Origin of the sequence: Kribbella pratensis (genome assembly GCF_004365355.1) — a bacterium.
Classification (GTDB): domain Bacteria; phylum Actinomycetota; class Actinomycetes; order Propionibacteriales; family Kribbellaceae; genus Kribbella.
On the sequence record NZ_SODP01000001.1, the window covers coordinates 1,899,279 to 1,919,394 of the forward strand.

19 protein-coding genes are annotated in these 20,116 nt (G+C 68.3%); 11 read left to right on the plus strand and 8 right to left on the minus strand.

Features of this window, described 5'->3' with window-relative positions:
• Positions 1 to 18 precede the first annotated feature (18 nt).
• The 4 genes from EV653_RS08965 (at position 19) to EV653_RS08980 (ending at position 3,815) form a co-directional block, all read left to right on the plus strand.
• Complete coding sequence (locus EV653_RS08965) at positions 19 to 696, plus strand: YidC/Oxa1 family membrane protein insertase (RefSeq protein ID WP_134100022.1); 678 nt, start codon at positions 19 to 21, stop codon at positions 694 to 696.
• Positions 697 to 770: 74 nt separating this feature from the next.
• Complete coding sequence (locus EV653_RS08970; RefSeq protein WP_134100025.1) at positions 771 to 1,895, plus strand: ROK family transcriptional regulator; 1,125 nt, start codon at positions 771 to 773, stop codon at positions 1,893 to 1,895.
• A 20-nt stretch (positions 1,896 to 1,915) separates the two neighbouring features.
• Complete coding sequence (locus EV653_RS08975; RefSeq protein WP_134100028.1) at positions 1,916 to 2,758, plus strand: sugar phosphate isomerase/epimerase family protein; 843 nt, start codon at positions 1,916 to 1,918, stop codon at positions 2,756 to 2,758.
• A 1-nt stretch (position 2,759) separates the two neighbouring features.
• Entirely contained in the window at positions 2,760 to 3,815 is a 1,056-nt protein-coding gene (locus EV653_RS08980) for a Gfo/Idh/MocA family protein (protein WP_134100031.1), read from the plus strand.
• Positions 3,816 to 3,882: 67 nt separating this feature from the next.
• Here EV653_RS08980 and EV653_RS08985 read toward each other — a convergent pair whose 3' ends face one another.
• Positions 3,883 to 4,692: an aminoglycoside phosphotransferase family protein gene (locus EV653_RS08985; protein ID WP_134100033.1), complete on the minus strand. Its 810-nt coding sequence runs from the start codon at positions 4,690 to 4,692 to the stop codon at positions 3,883 to 3,885.
• Between the two features lie 76 nt (positions 4,693 to 4,768).
• Here EV653_RS08985 and EV653_RS08990 point away from each other — a divergent pair, with 76 nt between their 5' ends.
• On the plus strand, positions 4,769 to 5,395 hold the full coding sequence (locus tag EV653_RS08990) for a class I SAM-dependent methyltransferase (protein ID WP_134100037.1): 627 nt from the start codon (positions 4,769 to 4,771) through the stop codon (positions 5,393 to 5,395).
• 42 nt (positions 5,396 to 5,437) lie between these two features.
• Complete coding sequence (gene ppk2 / locus EV653_RS08995; RefSeq protein ID WP_134100039.1) at positions 5,438 to 6,346, plus strand: polyphosphate kinase 2; 909 nt, start codon at positions 5,438 to 5,440, stop codon at positions 6,344 to 6,346.
• A gap of 40 nt (positions 6,347 to 6,386) precedes the next feature.
• Here the strand turns inward: ppk2 and EV653_RS09000 are convergent, their stop codons facing one another.
• Positions 6,387 to 7,175 (minus strand): class I SAM-dependent methyltransferase, encoded by a 789-nt coding sequence (locus EV653_RS09000; protein WP_202871516.1) that lies wholly within the window; start codon positions 7,173 to 7,175, stop codon positions 6,387 to 6,389.
• Between the two features lie 73 nt (positions 7,176 to 7,248).
• Here EV653_RS09000 and rox point away from each other — a divergent pair, with 73 nt between their 5' ends.
• On the plus strand, positions 7,249 to 8,679 hold the full coding sequence (gene rox / locus EV653_RS09005; RefSeq protein WP_134100044.1) for a rifampin monooxygenase: 1,431 nt from the start codon (positions 7,249 to 7,251) through the stop codon (positions 8,677 to 8,679).
• An 18-nt stretch (positions 8,680 to 8,697) separates the two neighbouring features.
• Here the strand turns inward: rox and EV653_RS09010 are convergent, their stop codons facing one another.
• From EV653_RS09010 to EV653_RS09025, 4 genes are all read right to left on the minus strand, one after another.
• Positions 8,698 to 10,215 (minus strand): sensor histidine kinase, encoded by a 1,518-nt coding sequence (locus tag EV653_RS09010; RefSeq protein ID WP_134100046.1) that lies wholly within the window; start codon positions 10,213 to 10,215, stop codon positions 8,698 to 8,700.
• The gene (locus tag EV653_RS09015) at positions 10,215 to 10,916 is read right to left on the minus strand and encodes a response regulator transcription factor (protein ID WP_134100049.1); all 702 of its coding nucleotides are present in this window, start codon (positions 10,914 to 10,916) and stop codon (positions 10,215 to 10,217) included. Before EV653_RS09015 ends, EV653_RS09010 begins: the two co-directional genes overlap by 1 nt.
• Before the next feature lie 79 nt (positions 10,917 to 10,995).
• Entirely contained in the window at positions 10,996 to 11,523 is a 528-nt protein-coding gene (locus tag EV653_RS09020) for a DUF5666 domain-containing protein (RefSeq protein ID WP_134100053.1), read from the minus strand.
• Between the two features lie 112 nt (positions 11,524 to 11,635).
• On the minus strand, positions 11,636 to 12,109 hold the full coding sequence (locus tag EV653_RS09025; protein ID WP_238159640.1) for a DUF456 domain-containing protein: 474 nt from the start codon (positions 12,107 to 12,109) through the stop codon (positions 11,636 to 11,638).
• 53 nt (positions 12,110 to 12,162) lie between these two features.
• Here EV653_RS09025 and EV653_RS09030 point away from each other — a divergent pair, with 53 nt between their 5' ends.
• Positions 12,163 to 14,175 carry an amylo-alpha-1,6-glucosidase gene (locus EV653_RS09030; RefSeq protein WP_134100058.1) on the plus strand — a complete coding sequence of 671 codons (2,013 nt, stop codon included), beginning with the start codon at positions 12,163 to 12,165 and terminating at the stop codon, positions 14,173 to 14,175.
• Here the strand turns inward: EV653_RS09030 and EV653_RS09035 are convergent.
• On the minus strand, positions 14,133 to 14,756 hold the full coding sequence (locus EV653_RS09035; RefSeq protein ID WP_134100061.1) for a LysE family translocator: 624 nt from the start codon (positions 14,754 to 14,756) through the stop codon (positions 14,133 to 14,135). The two genes, EV653_RS09030 and EV653_RS09035, sit on opposite strands and share 43 nt — an antisense overlap.
• An 83-nt stretch (positions 14,757 to 14,839) precedes the next feature.
• On the opposite strand from EV653_RS09035, the gene yczR reads away from it, so the two are divergent.
• The gene (gene yczR, locus EV653_RS09040) at positions 14,840 to 16,315 is read left to right on the plus strand and encodes a MocR-like transcription factor YczR (RefSeq protein WP_202871517.1); all 1,476 of its coding nucleotides are present in this window, start codon (positions 14,840 to 14,842) and stop codon (positions 16,313 to 16,315) included.
• A gap of 93 nt (positions 16,316 to 16,408) precedes the next feature.
• On the opposite strand, the gene EV653_RS09045 is transcribed toward yczR, so the two are convergent.
• Positions 16,409 to 16,639, minus strand: coding sequence for a DUF7455 domain-containing protein (locus tag EV653_RS09045; RefSeq protein ID WP_134100067.1), 231 nt, complete (start codon positions 16,637 to 16,639; stop codon positions 16,409 to 16,411).
• A gap of 404 nt (positions 16,640 to 17,043) precedes the next feature.
• Between EV653_RS09045 and EV653_RS09050 the strand changes: the two genes are divergently transcribed.
• Both EV653_RS09050 and EV653_RS09055 read left to right on the plus strand, forming a co-directional pair.
• Entirely contained in the window at positions 17,044 to 19,128 is a 2,085-nt protein-coding gene (locus EV653_RS09050) for a DNA gyrase/topoisomerase IV subunit B (RefSeq protein ID WP_134100070.1), read from the plus strand.
• Positions 19,129 to 19,159: 31 nt separating this feature from the next.
• Complete coding sequence (locus EV653_RS09055; RefSeq protein ID WP_134100073.1) at positions 19,160 to 20,095, plus strand: RNA polymerase sigma factor; 936 nt, start codon at positions 19,160 to 19,162, stop codon at positions 20,093 to 20,095.
• Positions 20,096 to 20,116: the final 21 nt, after the last annotated feature.

A 20,116-nucleotide genomic window follows, 5' to 3' on the forward strand; every position in this document is an offset into this window, starting at 1 on the left:
CACTCGTGGAGTTCTGCTGTGCCTTCTTTCCTGGAGGCACCGGTCGCCGGTGCCTATCACGTGCTCACGTCCCTCGTCTCGGCCCTCCAGCCGCTCACCGGCGCGTACGCCGCGGTGATCGCGATCGTGCTCTGCACCCTCGTCGTACGTCTGTGCCTTGTCCCGTTGAGCGTGCGCGCCCAGCGCGGGCTGAAAGCTCGCGCGGCGATCATGCCGCAGTTGAAGGAGTTGACCGAACGCCATCGCGGCAACCCCGAACGCCTGCAGCGTGAGGTGGCGAAGCTGCAGTCGGAGTCCGGTACGACGCTGTTCGCCGGGTTCCTGCCGACGCTCGCGCAATTGCCGTTCTTCTGGCTGATGTACACGCTGTTCTGCCGCACGGTCGTGGCGGGGGAGTCGAACCAGTTGATCAGCGGCAGCCTGCTCGGTGCGCCACTCGGTGTTCATTGGCCGATCTTTGCCGGGACGCCGGCGTTCCTGGTCGTGGCTGCTCTGGTGGCCGTCGTCGCGTGGTTCTCGGCGCGACTGCAGGTGCGCCAACTCGACGCGTCGGCGACGACGCTGTCCCGGCGCCTTGCTCGGCTGTTGCCGTACGGCACGATCCTGACCGTCGCGTTCGTGCCGCTCGCCGCCGGTCTGTACGTGCTGACCACCACCGCGTGGACGGTTGCCGAACGGACGATTCTCAACCGCTGACGTCCATTGCCACCCACGAACCTATTCTGTTACCGTCTTTATTAAAGCCGGTTGCATAACAGGGTTTGGGGCCGATGGACACTGTGCGAGGCGCGAACCAGGTCGCCTGCCTGCGCTTCCTGGCCGACGCCGACGACGCGCAGACGGTCGGCGTCATCAGCGCCGGCACCGGCCTGTCCCGCCCGACGGTGCACGCCGTCCTCGACGATCTGATCGGGGCCGGCCTCGTCGAACCGACCGAGCCGTCGACCGCGGGACCGGGCCGCCCGGCGCGAGCCTTCCGGTTCGCCCGGGAGGCCGGTCTCGTGGCCGGCGTCGACCTCGGCCCACGCGGCGTACGCGCGATCATCTGCGACCTGTCCGGCCGCCGCGTCGCCTACACCGAACTCAGGCAGGAGCCGACGACCGAGCTCATCCAGCACGCCGTACACCTCGCGGCCGACGAGACTGGGTTGGACCTCGGGCGGCTTCGTGCGGTCGGGGTCGCGCTGCCTGGTGTGATCGAACCCAACGGCTACCTCCGCGCCAGCCTCGCGCTGCCCGGGCTGGTCGGCTTGCAGACCGCGGACGTCGTCGGGCAGGACCTGGGCAAACCCGTTGCCGTAGACAACGACATCAAGCTGGCGGCACTCGCGGAGCAGCGCCTCGGCGCGGGCCGTGGGTACTCCGATGTCGTCTACCTCCAGATCGGTCAACGCCTGTCCGTGTCGATCGTCCTCAACGGGGTGATCCGCCAGGGGCGTCACCGCCTTGCCGGGGAACTCGGCGCGCAGCGCGGCATGCGCTGGACGCGGAACGCCCAACGGGGACAGCTGATCTGGGCCTCGCATCCGACCGGCGAGGAAGTGCTGACGGCGGCCGCGCAGGGCGATGCCGACGCGCAGGCCGAGATCGAGGACTTCTGTGCGCAGATCGCCGGCCGCATCGCGACGGTGTTGCTGACCGTGGATCCCGAGGTTGTCGTCGTCCGCGGCGGCCTCGCGCAGGACAGCGGCGTACTGCTGCGGCCGCTCGTCGCAGCGGTCGAGAACGAATTGGTTTTCCCCGAACGTCCACCGTTCGTCGCCTCGGCTCTGGGGCGCGAGGCGGTGGTGCTCGGGGCGGTCGGCAACGCATTCGACCGGTTCGGCTCTGACATCTACGGCGTCAAGGACTACCCGAGTCCATGGCACCGGATCAGCACCGCATCAATCCCCTGAACACCTGAGAGGACCACCAAGTGAAGCTCGGAGTCAGCTCGTACTGTTTCCGCTCGCTCATGACCAGCGGCGAGATGGACCTGATCGCGGTCCTGGACTGGGTGGCCGCGTCGCCGGCCGGCCATATCGAGGTCGCCGCGATGGACGGCGAGTACTACCTGGAGAACCCCGACGTCGTGAACGCCACGGCCAAGCACTCCGCGGACATCGGCGTACCGATCGTGAACTATCTGGTCAGCGGCGATCTGCGGACCGCCGACGACAAGGAGATCGACCGGCTCCGTCGGCAACTGGATGTCGCGCACCGGTTCGGCGCCCGCATCTTCCGGCACGACGTCGCGCCGTGGTCGTGGCGCGAGCAGGACCCGGGGGAGTTCGAGACGACGTTCGCGCAGGTCGTGGAGGGTTGCCGTGCGGTCGCCGACCACGCGGCCGAGCTGGGCATCACGTCGACGATCGAGAACCACGGCTTCTTCATGAACGGGAGCGACCGGCTGGCGCGGCTCGTGCACGCCGTCGACCGCCCGAACTTCCGCGTCACGCTCGACCTCGGCAACGGTCTGTGTGTCGGCGAGGTGCCCGGCAAGACGGCCGCCGGCCTGATCGACCTCGCCGCCTCCATCGGCGTGAAGGACTTCCACATCCGCCGGTCGGCCGGCGACGGCTGGCTGAAGACGCTGGCCGGCGACTACCTGCTCGGCACGATCTCCGGGCACGGCGATGTCGACCTGCCCGGTCTGCTCGCTCTGGTCAACACCAAGCCCGACGTACCGGTGAGCCTCGAGTTCGAGGGTCTGGAGTCGACCCCGGACGCGATCTCGCGCTCGCTCAACAGCATTCTTCGACTGGCAGGAGCTGCCTGACATGACGACCCGTATCGCAGTGATCGGGGTGGGCGCGATCGCGACCCAGCACCTGATCTCGTACCAGAAGAACCCGCAGGCCGAGCTCGTGGCCGTGTGTGACATCGACCAGACGCGGGCGAAGGCGCGCGCCGACGAGTTCGGCGTACCGCGGGCGACCGATGTCGTCGACGAGATCCTCAACGATCCCGGCATCGACGCGGTCAGCATCTGCGTGCCGAACCTGCTGCACGCGAAGATCGCGGAAGCAGCGCTGCGGGCCGGCAAGCACGTGCTGGTCGAGAAGCCGATGTCCGTGACGGTCGCCGAGGCCGAGGCGCTGGTCAAGGCGACCAAGGAGACCGGCAACGCCCTGCAGATCGGCTACGTACGGCGGTTTGCCCCGAATGCCCTGGTGACGAAGCGTTTCCTGGACGAGGGCGAGTTCGGCGACATCTACGCCGCGAGGGCAACGATCATCCGCGCGGCCGGCAACCCCGGCGGCTGGTTCGGCGACGTCAACGTGTCGGGCGGCGGTCCGCTGATCGACCTGGGCGTGCACATCATCGACCTGTGCTGGTACCTGATGGGGATGCCGAAGCCGGTCTCGGTGTCGGGCGCGACCTTCTCGCCGCTCGGTGCGCGCGACAACATCCAGCACCTGACCCGGTACCGCGCCGCGTCCGAGACCAAGGTCAACAACGTCGAGGACTACGCGACCGCGCAGATCCGGTTCGAGGGCGGGGCGGTCCTCGACGTGGACACGTCGTACTCGCTGCACGCACGGAACTCGACGAGCGTGAAGATCCACGGCGACAAGGGCGGCGCCGAGATCGAGCCCGAGCTGCTGATGATCACCGAGCGGCACGACACGCTGCTGCACATCCAGCCGCAGATCGACTCGCTCGGCTTCGACTTCCAGGTCGGGTTCGCGAACCAGATCGACCACTTCCTGCAGATCTGCCGCGGCGAGATCCCCGCCGACGCGACCGCCGAGCAGGGCCTGGAGATGGCACGCATGCTGTCGGCGATCTACGAATCCGCGCGGGTCGGCTCCGAGGTCACCATCACCCGCTGAGCAGGCGCCGCGGCTGAGCCTGGTCAGGGGCGGTCAGGTTCAGCCGCGGTCAGCCTTCCGCTGCAGTTCAGGCGAGGAGTGCGGTCGTGAGGCGGTCGGCGTGCTCTTCGAGCCAGGCCTGGCGGTGGCGGATCGTGTCGCCGACCCCTTCGCTCCACATCCGCTGCCAGCCGCCGCCCAGGGTCTCGGCGCGGTACTTCATCGTGTGCCAGGCGCGCCCGTCCCGGGCGATCGCGAGGTTCATCAGTCGCTCGCGGTCCGGTTCGGACAGGCCGTAGGCATCGGCGAGCAGGCGGCACCGCCGCGGCCGGTCGAGACCGCGCAGTTGGGGATCGAGGTCGGCGTCCTCGCCGAACGGCGCCCACCACAGCATCAGGTTCACGACGTCGCCGGCCCGGCTCACCGGACGGACCAGGTCGAAGTCGATCAACGCGTACGCGCGCCCGTCGCGGAAGACGACGTTCTCCGGCGTGACGTCCTGATGCCCGATCAGCTCCAGCGGGTCGTCGAGGTCAGGCAGGCCGGGCGGTTGGATCGGGGCCGGCAGGTTCTGCGGGATCCCGAATCCTTCGATCGCGTCGTGGTAGGCGCGCAGCAGCCGGGCGACCGACAGCGCCCGCTCCTCGTCGGCGATCCACGGCGGCCGCGGGCGTCCGGCGACCTCGCCCTCGACGTACGTGAGAGCGTGGCGGCCCGCGGAGTCGACGCCGAGGTACCGCGGTGCTCCTTCGAAGCCGGTCTTCTCGAGGTACAGCAGCACGTCCCGGACAAGCTCGTCCCGCTCGCCCGGCGGGCGTCGTACCGTGTCGCCGACGCGGACCAGCCCCTCGGTCACGTCACCGCCGAGCAGCGGAATCTCTTCGCCGTCCTCGATCACAGCACTCCTTCGTCGTGAGTTGCCGGTCTGGCAAACATGTTTGCTTGCCGTCGTCGGCTCAACGCAGCATCTTCACATGACAACCGAGGAGCTGTCCGAGGATTATTGGAATTCGTTCTACGCCGAGCGCGACCAGATCTGGAGCGGTCGGCCGAACGTCGTCCTGGTGGACGAGGTGTCCGATCTCACGCCGGGCCGCGCGCTCGACCTGGGCTGCGGCGAAGGCGCGGATGCGATCTGGCTCGCGCAACAAGGCTGGACGGTGACCGGGGTCGACATCTCGTCGGTTGCGTTGGGACGTGCGGCGCAGCACGCGAAGGACGCCCGGGTCGAGGACCGGATCGACTGGCAGCAGCATGAGCTCGGGCGGTCGTTCCCGGAGGGCTCGTTCGATCTGGTGTCGGTGCAGTTCCTGCATTCGAAGACGGAGTTGCCGCGGGACGCGATCCTCCGAAGCGCAGCCGGTGTGGTCGCTCCTCACGGCGTATTGCTGATCGAAGGGCACATGGGGTTCCCGCCGGGGGAGCACAACCCGCACCCGGACATTCACTTTCCGACGCCCGACGAGGTCATCGAGAGCCTCGACCTCGTGGACGGCGAGTGGGAGACGCTGGTCAGTCGCGTGCACGACCGGGCGCAGGTGATGCGCGACGGTGAGCTGATCAATCGCCGCGACTGCACGGTCAAGCTCCGTCGCCGGTGAGCTGTTCACCTGGCGGCCATCGAGGGAGTTGAATCTGGAGGTATGAACACCCCTGATCTCGTGCAAGAGCTTGGCTTTCGTGTCCTCGACGAGGAGGACGACGACCCGGTGCTGCTGCGTGCCGACGGTACGCCGGTCGACACCTGGCGCGAGGGTTATCCGTACGGCGAGCGCCTGCCGCGGGAGATCTACGACCGGGACAAGCGGCTGCTGCAGATCGAGCTGCTGAAGCTGCAGTACTGGGTGAAGCGTTCGAAGCAGCGGCTGGTGATCGTGTTCGAGGGCCGCGACGCGGCGGGCAAGGGCGGGACGATCAAGCGGTTCATGGAACACCTGAACCCGCGCGGCGCGAGCATCGTCGCACTCGAGAAGCCGACCGACCGCGAGCAGACCCAGTGGTACTTCCAGCGGTACGTTGCGCACCTGCCGGCCGCCGGCGAGATGACGTTGTTCGACCGCTCCTGGTACAACCGCGCGTGCGTCGAGCACGTGATGGGGTTCTGCAACCAGGAGCAGTACGAGGAGTTCATGCGCCAGGCGCCGGAGTTCGAGCGGATGCTGGTCCGGTCGGGGATCCTGCTCGTCAAGCTGTGGTTCTCGGTGTCGCAGGCCGAGCAGCAGACCCGCTTCACGATCCGCCAGATCGACCCGGTGCGGCAGTGGAAGCTGTCGCCGACCGACCTCGCGTCGCTCGACAAATGGGCGGCGTACACGGAGGCGAAGGAGGCGATGTTCCACTACACCGACACCGAGCACGCGCCGTGGACCGTTGTGAAGAGCAACGACAAGAAGCGCGCGCGGCTGGAGGCGATGCGCCACGTCCTCAGCCTCTACGACTACACCGACAAGGACGTGGAACTGGTCGGCCGGCCCGACCCCAAGATTCTCGGCCCCGCGGCCCAAGTCCTGGAACACGGCGAAACCGCCAACCGCACCTTCCCGAAGCTGTAGTTCGGAGGCGGTGGGTCCAGACTCGCCCAGGTCTGGAGTATCAGGCGGGCTTGCGGCCCCACGCGGTGATCATCGGGGCCAGCATGAGGTCCAGATCGCCGCGTGCGAGGTTCGTGAGATGGGTCTCGATCTCCTCGGGCGTCGCCAGGTCTGCGGCCAGGAGTTGATCGCGCACATGCTGGAGTGTGGTCGATTCCAGCACCGCGCACGCCGGTGACGCGATGGGGAAGTAGGCCTCCGCGCCGACGTCCTCCAAGTCCGACTCACGCAGCAACCGAGGAAACGTGCGACCGTAGGCGAAGTCCGCCCCGCGCTCAGCCATCAGCGCTCGCATCTGGGCGCGCAGCCGGTTCGCCAGCGCTTCGGCGGGTCCGTGTTCGTCAGGGCAGGCGAGTGGTTGCAGGGCCGGGTCGGCGTCCTCGATCACCAGCCATCCGCCCGGCCGGAGCGCATCGATCATGACCCGCATCGCGGCCGCGCGATCCTTCAGATGGACCAGAACGAGCCGGGCGTGAACCAGGTCGAACTTCTCCGCCGGCGGTGGATCGCGGAGTACGTCGTGCCGTCGTACCTCGAGGACGCCGCCGGCCGCGGGCTCGGCCCACGACACGTCGATATCGGTGGCCAGCACCCGCCCGCTCGTCCCGACCCGCTCAGCCAGGCCGCGCGGCACCGAGACGCCGCCCGCACCGACCTCCCAGCATCGCCATCCTTCGCCGAGCCCCAGGTCGTCGAGGTGACGAAAGGTCCACGGGTCGAACAGCTCGGCGAGCGCCGCGAACCGTTCGCCGGCCTCCGGGCGACGGTTGTCCAGCAGGTAGCGGTTCACCGTTCCAGTATGGCGCGCGGGCAATCTGTTCGACCGCGTCGGACGGGGTGATGTAGCTTGCAGATCACCACCTATGGACTCCTTCGACGTAATCATCACCGGGTGCGGCCCGACCGGCGCGATGCTCGCCGCCGAACTGCGGTTGCACGACGTGCGCGTACTCGTTCTGGACCAGGAAACCGAACCCGCGTCCATCGTCCGAATTGTCGGACTGCATATTCGCAGTCTCGAACTGATGGCAATGCGCGGCCTGCTGGATCGCATGCTCGAACATGGCCGGAAACGCCCGGCGGGCGGTTTCTTCGCCGCCATCAACAAGCCCGCACCCGCAGGTCTTGATTCCGCTCACGCCTATTTGCTCGGCATCCCGCAGCCGGTCGTCGTTCGACTCCTCGAGGAACACGCAGTCCAGGTGGGTGCGCAGGTACGGCGCGGTTCCGCGGTCGTCGACTTCGAGCAGGACGACGAGGGTGTGACTGTCCGCCTGGACGACGGGGAGCGGTTGCGTTCGCGGTATCTCGTCGGCTGCGACGGTTCTCGCAGTACGGTGCGCAAGGTGCTCGGGGTCGGCTTCCCGGGCGAGCCCTCGCGCAACGAGACTCTGATGGGCGAGCTCGAACTAGCTGTGCCACAGGACGAGCTCGCCGCCAAGGTGACCGAAGTCCGCGAGACGTACAAGACGTTCAGCATCACGCCGTTCGCCGACGGGATCTATCGCGTCGTAGTCCCAGTAGCGGGAGTCAGCGACGGCGCCGGACCGCCAACACTCGACGATTTCAGAAAACACCTGCGCGCCATCTCCGGGAGCGACTTCGGCGCGCATTCCCCGCGCTGGTTGTCGCGTTTCGGCGACGCCACCCGGCTGGCCGAGCATTATCGGATCGGGCGCGTATTTCTCGCGGGCGATGCCGCGCATATTCATCCGCCGACGGGCGGGCAAGGTCTCAACCTGGGCATTCAGGACGCATTCAACCTCGGCTGGAAACTGGCCGCACAGATCCGCGGCTGGGCGCCGGAAATGCTGCTGGACACCTACGAGGCGGAACGCCACCCGGTTGCCGAGGACGTTCTGGACAACACCCGCGCCCAGATGGAGCTGCTTTCCACGGAGCCGGGCCCACTCGCCGTACGCCGGCTGCTCACCGAACTCATGGACTTCGACGAGGTGAACCGCCGCCTGATCGAGAAGATCACCGCGATCGACATCCGCTACGACTTCGGCGAAGGCCCTGACCTGCAAGGCCGCCGACTGCGCGACATCAAGACCAAGTACGGCGACCTCTACGACCTCCTGCACCAAGGCCGCGGCATGCTCCTGGACCGCACCGAACACCTCACTGTCGACGGCTGGTCGGACCGAGTCGACCACCTCACCGATCCCACCGCCGCAGTAGACGCCCCCGCCCTCCTCCTACGCCCTGACGGCCACATCGCCTGGCTCGGCACCGCCCAGCAAGACCTCACCACGCACCTCACCCGCTGGTTCGGCAACCCCACCAGCTGAGCCTGCCGGTGGGGAGGGCTATTGGTTGAGCGGGAGGTAGATGGTGAAGGTCGCGCCGTGGGGTTGGGTGTCGGTGGTGGTGACTCGGCCGTTGTGGGCGGCTACCAGGGCGGCGACGATGGAGAGGCCCAGGCCTGAGCCGCCGGTGGTGCGGTTGCGGGCGGTGTCGGCTCGGTAGAAGCGCTCGAAGACCCGGGCCTTCTGCTCGTCGGACAAGCCTGGTCCGGTGTCGCTGACTTCCATGACCGCCTCGTTGCCGCGGGTGCCCACCGAGACAGTGATCGGCGCATCCACCGGGGTGTAGTTGAGCGCGTTGCTCACGAGGTTGCCCAGCACCTGCCGGAGGCGGGCTTCGTCGCCCTCGACAACGGGAGCCTCCGAGTCAGGGAGGATCGTGAGCGAGAGGTTCCGATCGGGCTGGATGGCTTGGGCGTTGTGGAGGGCGTCCGCGGCAATCGGGAGCAGGTCGACGGACTCCATCCGGAGCGGGCGCTGCTGATCCAGGCGCGCCAGCAACAGCAGGTCGTCGACGAGGAGACCCATCCGCTTCGCCTCGTCCTCGATGCGGCGCATGGTGTCTGAGTCCGTGGTGTCGCCCCGCTGACGCGACAACTCCGCGAACCCACGGATCGACGTCAACGGCGTACGCAGCTCGTGCGACGCGTCCGCGACGAACCGCCGCATCCGGTCCTCCGACTGCCGTGCGGCCTCCTCCGACTGCCGTGCGGCCTCCTCCGAACGGCGGGCGGTGTCCTCGGATCGCCGCGCGGCGAACTCCGAGGCCGTCCGCTGCGCGAAGGCGGTCTCGATCTGACCGAGCATCTGGTTCAGCGCGAGCGACAACCGCCCGACCTCGGTCCGCGGATCCCGTTGCGGCACGCGCCGACTCAGATCCCCGCCGGCGATCGCCACCGCGGTGTGCTCGACGTCCTCGAGTCCGCGCAGACTTCGCCGTACGACGTAGGTCCCGACCCCGGCCAGCAGCACCAGCAGGATGACTCCGGCGGCGACCTGGATCCCGACCAGGCGCTGGATCGTGTGGTCCATCTCCTTCAGGCTCTGCGCGACCATGACGGACCCCTGCTCGTCTTCCGTCGGCACCGCCAGCACCCGCCAGGTCGCGCCGCCGGACTGGGCGTCGACGTTGAACGACTTCCCGTTGAGCGCGCGGACCTGGTTCAGATTGAGCGTCGGCAACTTCGGCAGCGGCTCGGTCTCGTCCGGCCGTGCGCCGACCGGCCCGTTGTCGCTGTCGCCTTCGGAGTTGCTGAACTGGACCACGAACTGGCTCGGCAACTGCCGCCGCGCCGGGCCGGCTCCCGGCGGCAACGGACGACGATCGGACGGTGCGTGGGACAGTGGCACCGCGGTCTGCTGCAGCTGCTCATCGACGCGGTCGATCAGATACCCGCGCATGATCGTCGTCGCCAGTACGCCGGACGCGCCCAGCGCAACGACCACCAGCGCCAGCAGTACGACGACGATGGTGACACGCAACGGGTACCGGTCGGCGAACCGCCGGTGGGTCGGTTGCATCAGTTGGGGCCTCGCGGGGTGCGCAGGACGTAGCCGACCCCGCGGACGGTGTGGAGCAGCTTCTGGTCTCCGGTGTCGACCTTGCGGCGCAAGTACGACATGTACGACTCGACCACGCCCGCGTCACCGGCGAAGTCATAGTTCCACACCGCGGAGAGGATCTGGCCCTTCGACATCACCCGCTCCGCGTTCTCCAGCAGGCATCGCAGCAGCTTGAACTCGGTCAACGACAGCTGGACGGCCTGACCGCCCTTGAACACCTCGTAGCTGTCCTCGTTCAGCTCCAGGTCCGCATAACGCAGTACGGCGGCCTCGGTCGCGGCCTGCTCGCGGTGACCGGACCGGCGCAGCAGTGCGCGCACCCGCGCGACCAGCTCGTCCAGGCTGAACGGCTTGGTGACGTAGTCGTCGCCGCCGGTCTGCAGACCGAGCACCTTGTCCTCGACCGCGTCACGGGCAGTGAGGAACAGCACCGGCACGTGCCGGTCCTCACCACGGAGCCGGCGCACCACCTCGAACCCGTCCAGGCCGGGCATCATCACGTCGAGCACCACCAGGTCGGGCTCCACGTCACGCGCCTTGCGCAGCGCCTCGGCGCCATGGGTCGCCGTGGTCACGTCGTACCCGGCGAAACGCAGGCTTGCGGACAGGAGTTCGACGATGTTCGGCTCGTCGTCGACCACCAGCAGATGCGGACTCATGCTGTCAGTGTGCCGTCAGTACCCATGTGAACCCTGGAAGCTTCCTGGCAATCAGCTGTGAGTCACCAGGCTCACTGACTCAGCGCGGCCCGTGCTTGAACCCCCACTTCTGACCGGCCGCGTCGCGGGCGGAACCGTCGTTGATCATCGTCGCGGTCGCGGTGTTGTCCGCCACCACCGCACTCACGGTCACGGTGCTGCCGGTCTTGATCGAGGCGATGCCGTCCCGGGCAGAGTTGACCAGGGTGTCGGCGTCGACCTTGTACGTGCGGCTGTAGCCGTCGTCGCTCTTGACCGTGATCGAGTCCTTGCTGACCGCGGTCACCGAGCCACGCTGCGTCGCGACGGTCTGGTAGCCGCCGCCTTCCTTCTGTACGACGAACTCGCCGTGCAAGGCGCCGCCCAGCCCGAACTCGCCACGCGGCCCGAAGCCGCCCTTACCGGGCCGGTCGGGCTTCTGCTGCTGTCCGGGCGTGGACGGCGACGCCGAGGGCGACGGCGTCGGATCCGCGTTGGTCGCCGCCCAGGCGACCCCGCCGGCCGTCGTGGTCACGACAACCGCGGCCACGGTGCCGATGAGCCGCCATCGCTTCTGCGAAAGCTTCATCCTGCTGCGCCTTCCGTACTGCGTGCCGGGCCGTCACCTGGCACTGGGTCTTTCCACGCTGCACCACCGAACTGAGACGAACCTCCGGTGCACCTGAGAATCAGCTGGCAGTTCAGACGACGAACAGTACGGCGATCAGCCAGAGCGCGGCGGCCAGCGACGTACCGAGGAGCTCGATGAGCATCGAAACGCCGGTCTCACGAAGAGCGTGCTTGGTGGAGGTCCAGGCGGCCGCGTGACTGCGCAGCCGCTGCGACTCGGAGATGTAGACGCCGACCGGGAAACCGATGAACATGCCGATCACCGGGATCACGAAGAACCCGACGATGCCGAGCAGAACGCCGACGATCATCGAGCGTCGTGGCACGCCGGCCTCGCGGAGCCGGCGCTCCGGTACGACGTACTTGACCACCTGACTGGCACCGATCAGGACCGCGGTGATCGCGAACACGATCCACCCCGTCGCACTGTGCTCGACGATCGCCCAGACCAGGATCGCCGCCAGGCTGAGGATCGCCCCGGGCAGGATCGGCACGACGATGCCCACGATCCCGACAAAGATCGCGATCCCGACCAGAACAGTCACACCCGTCTCCACACCCCCACTCTGCCGCACAAGCGGGCCTCTAGGGTGGAGGCATGTCCCCACTGCACGAACTGGTCACCGGTCTTGCCGCCCCGTGGGTGGTTCTCTCGCCGCGATCCGGTCAGCTGACCGGCACCGGCGCCGAGGGGGTGTACGCGCGGGACCGGCGGATCCTCTCCCGGCTGAGCGTCACCGTCGACGGCCGGGAACCGATCCCGGTCCACGTCGACGAGCGCGACGCGGCCACGCATCAGTACGTCGCGATGGTCGAGGGCCTCGGCGACACCCGGCACGACCCGACCGTGATGCTGTACCGGACCCGGACGGTCGACGACGACGGCCTGATCGAGCAGATCACCCTGGTGAACCGCTCCCGCTCGACGGTCGAAGGCCTGCTGGACGTTGCCCTGGGCACCGACCTTGCCGGCACGGCCGCGGTCCGCAGCGGCGCCGCCGCGAGCCTGCCGCAACTCGCTCCGCTCCCGGACGGCCCCGGCCGTACGCGCTGGGAGAGCAGCAACACCCGCGTCGTGGTGACCGCCGACCCCGGCGTCACGGCGACGCCCCGGCTCGAGCCGGGGGAGGAGTTCACGATCACCCTCCGCGTCACCGCCGACTTCCCGAAGTCGACCACCGGCTTCTCGATCGAGCCGCCTGCCGAGCGCACGCCGTACGACGTCACTGTCCACTGCGACGACAAGCGCGTCGAGCGGTGGATCGACCGCTCGCTCGAAGACATCAGCGCACTCCAGCTGGCCGCCGGCAACGACCGGTACCTCGGCGCCGGCCCGCCCTGGTACCTGACGCTCTTCGGCCGCGACTCGCTGATCTCGTCCGGAATGCTCATCCCGGTCGACCCCGCCCTCGCCGCCGGCACCCTGCGCGCGCTGGCTGCCTGGCAAGGTACGAAGGTCGACGCCGAGTCGGCCGAGCAGCCCGGCAAGATCCCGCACGAGCTGCGCGCCGAGGTCGCCGACCACGGCGGCGGCCTGGTCCTCCCCGCGGCGTACTACGGCACCCACGACGCGACCCAGCTGTGGATCATGACCCTGCACAAGGCGTGGCGCTGGGGCATGCCCGCCGACGAGGTCCGCGACCTGGTGCCGAACCTGCAGCGCGCGCTCACCTGGATGAAGGAGTACGCCGACCCGGACGGCGACGGCTTCCTCGAGTACGTCGACGAGTCCGGGCACGGCCTGGCCAACCAGGGATGGAAGGACTCCGTCGACGCGGTGCAGTGGCCGGACGGCACGCTGGCCACAGCACCGATCGCGTTGTGCGAGGTGCAGGGCTACGCGTACGCCGCCGCGGTGAAGGGCGCCGAACTGCTCGACGCGCACGGCGAGTCCGGAGACGAATGGCGCGAATGGGCGGTCGCACTCCAGGAGCGTTTCCGCAAGACGTTCTGGGTCGACGGCTACCCGGCAATCGCGCTCGACGGCGCGAAGAACCCGGTGGCCGGCCGTGCCTCGAATATGGGCCACCTGCTCGGCACCGGCCTGCTCGATGCCGACGAGGAGCAAGTGGTCGCCGACGTCCTCGCAGGCGACGATCTGAACAGCGGCTTCGGACTGCGGACGTTGTCCACGGCAATGACCCGCTTCAACCCGCTCGGCTACCACACCGGCAGCGTCTGGCCGCACGACACCGCGATGACAGTCCAAGGCCTGTTCGCGACCGGCCAGTCCGACGTTGCGGCGTCGTACGTCGACGGCCTGATCCGCGCAGCGGAGGCGTTCGGCTACCGGCTCCCGGAGTTGTACGGCGGCCGCGGTACGAGCGAGGAGAACACGCCGACGCCGTACCCGCTGTCGTGTCGTCCGCAGGCGTGGGCGGCCGCGTCCGCGGTCGCGGTGCTCGTGGCCGCGCTCGGTATCGAGCCGGACGTCCCGGGCGGCACCCTCATCATCAATCCCGCAGAGTCGATGCCCTGGAACGCGCTCGAGATAAGGGGTTTGCGCGTCGGCACCGACACGTTATCCGTGCGCCTCGACGGCGACCAACTGACGGTGCTCGAAGCGCCTCAGAGCGCGGTGATCAGCGCAAACGCGGACAGCCCGAGGTAGATCGTCGCGACGACGAGATTCCGCACGCGTCCCGTCGTACGGACCGATCGGAAGCGTCGGCCGATCGCGTCGGCGCCGACCGCGTACGAGAGGTCGAGGACGAGGCCGATCAGCAGCGTGCCCACTCCGAGCAGCAGCATCTCGGTGCGGAGTTGGCCAGGCCCGGCGCCGCGGGTGGTGAACTGCGGGAGGAACGCCAGGAAGAACAGCGCGGCCTTCGGGTTGAGCAGGTTGACCACGACGCCGTCGCGGAACACTCGTCCGAGCGGTGCCGGCGAGATGCCGTTGAGCTCGGTCGCCGACGCCGTGAGGGTCTTGATGCCGAGGAGGGCGAGGTAGAGCGCGCCGGTGACAGTGATCGCGGCGAACAGCCTGGGGGAGGCCTGTACCAGCGCGGCCAGGCCGAGTGCTGTGACGAGGATGTAGACGAGCGTCCCGGTCTCGACGGCGAGCGCCGACACCACGCCGGCGCGGCGTCCCTGCGTGAGGCTACGCAGCGAGATGTACAGGTTGTTCGGCCCCGGCATCCCGACCAGCACGACCGTCGCGCCGGCGAACCCCAGCACCTGACCGATCCCCATGTCTCTCCTTCTCGAACTGGACTGCTTGGCAGGACTAGCCTGGCCGCGGAGGAAGCAGTCCACCCGAGCCAATAAGAGGAGAAGTGGACCGTTCTGGAGACCCTGCCGCCCTGGCCGACCTGATCGGTCACCGGCTGAGCGGCCGCGCGGGCGGCCTGTACCGGCGACTGGCCGACGAGATCACGGCGCTGATCGGATCCGCCGAGCTCCCGGTCGGCGCGCGCCTCCCGGCCGAACGCCGGCTGGCCGAGTCACTCGCGATCAGCCGCTCGACGGTCGTCGCGGCGTACGACGAACTCCGCGCCCGCGGCCTGGTCGAGAGCCGCCGCGGCAGCGGTACGACGGTGGCGCGCGCGGCCGGACGTGGTCGTTCACGAGCGGACAAGCACATCCCGACGGGGTACGGCGAGTCGCTGTTCCATCGCATCACCGTCGGCCCCGGCGAAGTCATCTCCCTGACGTACGCCGTCGACCCCGGCCTGCCCGAACTGTCATCAGAGCTCATCGACCTCGCCTCCACCGAGCTGCCTGCACTGCTCGGCGACGTCGGCTACCACCCGCGCGGCCTCCCCGTGCTGCGAGAGCGCATCGCCGATCACTTCACCGACTCCGGACTGCCCACGGCTGCGGACGAGATCGTGGTGACGACCGGAGCGCATCAGGCGATCGCATTGGTCACGCAGATGTACCTGCGCAGCGGCGCCGCGGTCGCGATCGAGCAGCCCAGTTGGCCGGGCTGCTTCGACCTGTTCGGGGCGGCCGGCGGGCGAGTGGTCGGCGTACCGCTGGACGATGCCGGGATCCGGCCGGACCTGCTCGAGGCGGCGTTCGCGGAGCACCAGCCGGCGATGCTGTTCGTGATGCCGACGTTCCACAATCCGACCGGCCGATTGATGTCGGCGAACCGGCGCCGGCAGGTCGCCCGGCTCGCCGCGCGGTACGGCGTCGTGGTGGTCGAGGACAACGCGTACTCGGCGTGGGATCCGTCCGGGCCGGCGATCCCGCCGCCGCTCGCGGCGTACGCTCCGGACTCTGCCGAGGTACTCACGATCGGGTCGGTGTCGAAGGCCGTCTGGGGCGGCCTGCGGATCGGCTGGATCCGGGCCTCGCGACCATTGGCGGAGCGCCTGGCCCGGCACAAGGCGCTGGCCGATCTCGGGAGTCCGCTGATCGATCAGGCATTGACCGCGCGTTTGCTGCCGCGACTCGCGGAGCTGACGGCGACCCGGGCTGAGCTGGCCACGGCCCGGAAGAAGCTGATGGGGGAGCTGCTGACCGAACGTCTGCCCGAATGGGAATGGAGCACACCGGTCGGCGGGTCCGCGCTGTGGATCCGGCTGCCGGAGACGGACGCGCGAGTCTTCGCACAGGTGGCGTTGCGGCACGGTGTCGAAGTGGTGGCGGGCCAGGCGATGGATCCGTCCGGATCGCACGACGACTACTTACGGGTGCCGTTCGCCTACTCGGAACAAGTGCTTGATGATGCGGTGACCCGGTTGGCGCGGGCCTGGCACGAACTGCGGAGGCACGGCCCGGGGCCCGGAGTACCTGTCGTGTAAAGGAAGGATGGCGGTCACCCGTCCGGGTGAACCGCCATCGAAGCCTGTATGACTTTGGCGCCGCCGTTGGCGCGTTTGGGACAGCCTTGGGGCTTACCGCTCTTCTTCCGCAGCGACCGTCTGGGTGGCTTCGAGCCGCCCGGTCTCGTCGTGGATCGTGATCGCGATGTCGCGCAGCTTCTCCGAGTGCTCCCGACCGTGGTGGGCGCAGAAAAGTAGCTCCCCACCGCTGGTCAAGGTGACTCGGACGTAGGCCTGCGCACCGCAGCGGTCACAACGATCCGCGGCCGACAGGGCCGAACTCGGGGCGAGTGCTGTAGTCATTGAGGCCTCATCTCATCTAGTTCCGTACTCACCAGATTGCAACATCCTGACACGCGGATCGCTTCCCGGTGGGGACAACGTGTCCGTATGTGAGACGAACCACCTGTCTCCGTATGACGCTCGCTGACGCGGAATCGTTTCGTAGGTGGGGGATTTTCCGGTGAGCCACGGCGGCGGAGTGCTTCTTCTCTCACTGTGCGCCATGGAACCATCACCGTGTGCTGAGAATCGGAGTGTCGTACGCCACTCCGAATCGAGTCCGGATCGATACCTGTCGCATCATGTATATCCGGTTCCCCTCTGCATTCCCGGCCAGATGCCGTACCGGGCCCCGCCTGCCACGTTTTGGGGGTGCGGCCACATAGGCTGTCGGTAGTAAGCGTGTGAACCAGTGAAGGAGCCCAGTGGCCGCCCCGACGCCTCGCAGTACCGAGATCGACCCGGCGTACAACGCCCGCCATCTGCTCGTCCTCGAGGGCCTCGAGGCGGTCCGGAAGCGGCCCGGTATGTACATCGGGTCGACCGACAGCCGCGGTCTGATGCACTGCCTGTGGGAGATCATCGACAACGCCGTGGACGAGGCCCTGGCCGGCTTCGGCGAGCAGATCGACGTCATCCTGCACAAGGACGGCTCGGTCGAGGTGCGGGACCGCGCCCGCGGCATCCCGGTCGACATCGAGCCGAAGACCAAGCTCAGCGGTGTCGAGGTGGTGTTCACCAAACTGCACGCCGGCGGCAAGTTCGGCGGCGGGTCGTACAACGCGTCCGGCGGTCTGCACGGTGTCGGTGCGTCGGTCGTGAACGCGCTGTCCGCGCGGCTGGACGTCGAGGTCGACCGCGGCGGGTCGGTGTGGACGACCTCCTTCCGGCGCGGTGTGGCCGGCGAGTTCGACGGCGAGGGCGCGAACGCCGGGTTCACCCCGGCGAAGGGGCTGCGGAAGGCGGGCCGGGCGAAGAAGGGTGTCACCGGCACCCGGATCCGGTACTGGGCGGACCGGCAGATCTTCACCAAGGACGCGGCCTTCAACTACGACGAGCTGGTGACCCGGGCGCGGCAGACGTCGTTCCTGGTGCCCGGCCTGTTGCTGGTCATCCGCGACGAGCGCGGTGACGAGGTCACCGAGGAGCACTTCAAGCACGACGGCGGCATCAGCGAGTTCACCGAGTTCCTCGCGACCGACCAGAAGGTGACCGACGTCATCCGCCTGACCGGGACGGGTCACTTCACCGAGACCGTGCCGATGCTCGACGACGCCGGCCACATGACGCCGTCCGACGTCGAGCGCGATCTCGACGTCGACATCGCAGTGCGCTGGGGCGATGGGTACGAGACCGAGCTGCGGTCGTTCGTGAACATCGTGGCCACGCCGAAGGGCGGCACCCACGTCAACGGTTTCGAGCGGGCGCTGTCGAAGAGTTTCACGAATGCACTTGATGGCACCCGCCTGCTGAAGAGCGGCGAGGAGATCATCAAGGACGACGTGCTCGAAGGCATGACCGCGGTCGTCACGGTGCGGCTGGCCGAGCCGCAGTTCGACGGCCAGACCAAGGAAGTTCTGGGTACGCCGGCGGCGTCGCGGATCGTGGCGAAGGTCGTGCAGTCGGAGCTCGAGGCGTTCCTGACCTCGACGAAGCGTGAGCACAAGGCGCAGGCACGCGCCGTTCTGGAGAAGGTCGTCGCCGCATCGCGGACCCGGGTGGCGGCTCGTCAGCACCGTGAGCTTCAGCGGCGGAAGACCGCGCTGGAGTCGTCGGCGCTGCCGGCGAAGCTGGCCGACTGCCGGAGCAACGACGTCGACCGGTCCGAGCTGTTCATCGTCGAGGGCGATTCGGCCCTCGGTACGGCGAAGCTCGCGCGCAGCTCGGAGTTCCAGGCACTGCTGCCGATCCGGGGCAAGATCCTCAACGTGCAGAAGGCGTCCGTCGGCGACATGCTGAAGAACGCCGAGTGCGCGTCGATCATCCAGGTCGTCGGCGCCGGCTCCGGCCGGACGTTCGACCTGGAGCAGGCGCGGTACGGAAAGATCATCTTCATGGCGGACGCCGACTCCGACGGCGCCCACATCCGCTGCCTGCTCGCGACGCTGTTCTTCCGGTACATGCGGCCGCTGGTCGAGGCCGGACGCGTGTACACCGCCGTACCGCCGCTGCACCGGTTCGAACTGACGAACCCGAAGAAGGGTCAGGACAAGTACCTGTACACCTACAGCGACGCGGAGTACCAGCGGAAGACGGCCGAGCTGATGAAGAAGGGCGTCCGCTGGAAGGAGCCACCGCAGCGCTACAAGGGTCTGGGTGAGATGGACGCCGACCAGCTGGCCGAGACCACCATGGACCCGCGGCACCGCACGCTCCGCCGGATCACGGTCGACCACGCGGAAGAGGCGGCCCAGGTCTTCGACCTGCTGATGGGCAACGACGTTGCCCCCCGCAAGGAGTTCCTGGTCCAGGGCGCCTACGAACTGGACGAGAACCGCATCGACGTCTGAGGGCTCGGCGGGTTCACGTAGGGTTTTCTGCGTGATCGATGTGGTGAGCGGAGCGCCGCAGGACTCCGAGCTGCTCCGCGCCGCCAACTCCGGCGACGAGGGAGCGCTCGGCCTGCTGCTCGGCAGACACCGGGCGGGCATGCAGGCAGTCGCGGTTTCGGTCCTCGGTCACAGCCACGACGCCGAGGACGCCGTACAAGAAGCAGTGATGATCGCGCTGCGCCGGATCAGTGATGTCCAGGACCCGGATGCCGTCGGCCCGTGGTTGAAGATGGTGGTGCGGAACGTCTGTCGCGCCCGTTTGCGGAAGATGTCCGCGGTTCCGGTGGCCGAGCCTGCGACGGTCGCGCGTCTCGATGCGGTTCCTGACCCGGCCGAGGTGCTGGACCAGCATGCGCTCCGCGACTGGGTCTGGACGTCACTCGAGGCGCTGACGCCGGGGCTACGGCTGGTGACCCTGCTGCGGTACTTCACCGACGTGACGTCGTACGAGGAGATCGCGGCGCTGTGCGAGCTGCCGGTCGGGACGGTGCGTAGCCGGTTGCATCAGGCACGCGCGAAGCTGACGGATGCGTTGTTGAGCTCAGCGGACGGGGTGCACGACGACGTTGCTGCGGTGACCGCGCTTCACCGTGGGATCGCCGAGGACTTCATGGAGTCCGGTCGACGTGGTCAGCTCGCGTCGACCATCGCCGACCGGTGGTCGGCCGAGGCGCAGGTGTTGTGGCCGACCGGCAAGCGTACGGACATCGGCTATCTGCCGGAGGCGTTCGACCGGGACGTGTCGGACGGCGTACGCCAAGAGGTGGTGAACGTGGTGGCGAGCCGCGAGATCGTCATTTGGGAGGCTGCCTTGATCAGCCCGCCGGAGGACCCGACGCACTGCCCGCCGAGCGTCGTGTGGGTGCAGCACCTGGACCAGGACCGGGTCCGCAAGGTGCGGCTGTACCACCCGCGCAAACGCTGAGAAGAAGTTCGCGGCGCGATC

Coding starts and splice junctions, on each gene's coding strand:
- EV653_RS08970 (WP_134100025.1), top strand. CDS start 771: ATGGACACTGTGCGAGGCGCGAACCAGGTCGCCTGCCTGCGCTTCCTG.
- EV653_RS08980 (WP_134100031.1), top strand. CDS start 2,760: ATGACGACCCGTATCGCAGTGATCGGGGTGGGCGCGATCGCGACCCAG.
- EV653_RS08990 (WP_134100037.1), top strand. CDS start 4,769: ATGACAACCGAGGAGCTGTCCGAGGATTATTGGAATTCGTTCTACGCC.
- ppk2 (WP_134100039.1), top strand. CDS start 5,438: ATGAACACCCCTGATCTCGTGCAAGAGCTTGGCTTTCGTGTCCTCGAC.
- rox (WP_134100044.1), top strand. CDS start 7,249: ATGGACTCCTTCGACGTAATCATCACCGGGTGCGGCCCGACCGGCGCG.
- EV653_RS09010 (WP_134100046.1), bottom strand. CDS start 10,215: ATGCAACCGACCCACCGGCGGTTCGCCGACCGGTACCCGTTGCGTGTC.
- EV653_RS09015 (WP_134100049.1), bottom strand. CDS start 10,916: ATGAGTCCGCATCTGCTGGTGGTCGACGACGAGCCGAACATCGTCGAA.
- EV653_RS09020 (WP_134100053.1), bottom strand. CDS start 11,523: ATGAAGCTTTCGCAGAAGCGATGGCGGCTCATCGGCACCGTGGCCGCG.
- EV653_RS09030 (WP_134100058.1), top strand. CDS start 12,163: ATGTCCCCACTGCACGAACTGGTCACCGGTCTTGCCGCCCCGTGGGTG.
- EV653_RS09035 (WP_134100061.1), bottom strand. CDS start 14,756: ATGGGGATCGGTCAGGTGCTGGGGTTCGCCGGCGCGACGGTCGTGCTG.
- EV653_RS09045 (WP_134100067.1), bottom strand. CDS start 16,639: ATGACTACAGCACTCGCCCCGAGTTCGGCCCTGTCGGCCGCGGATCGT.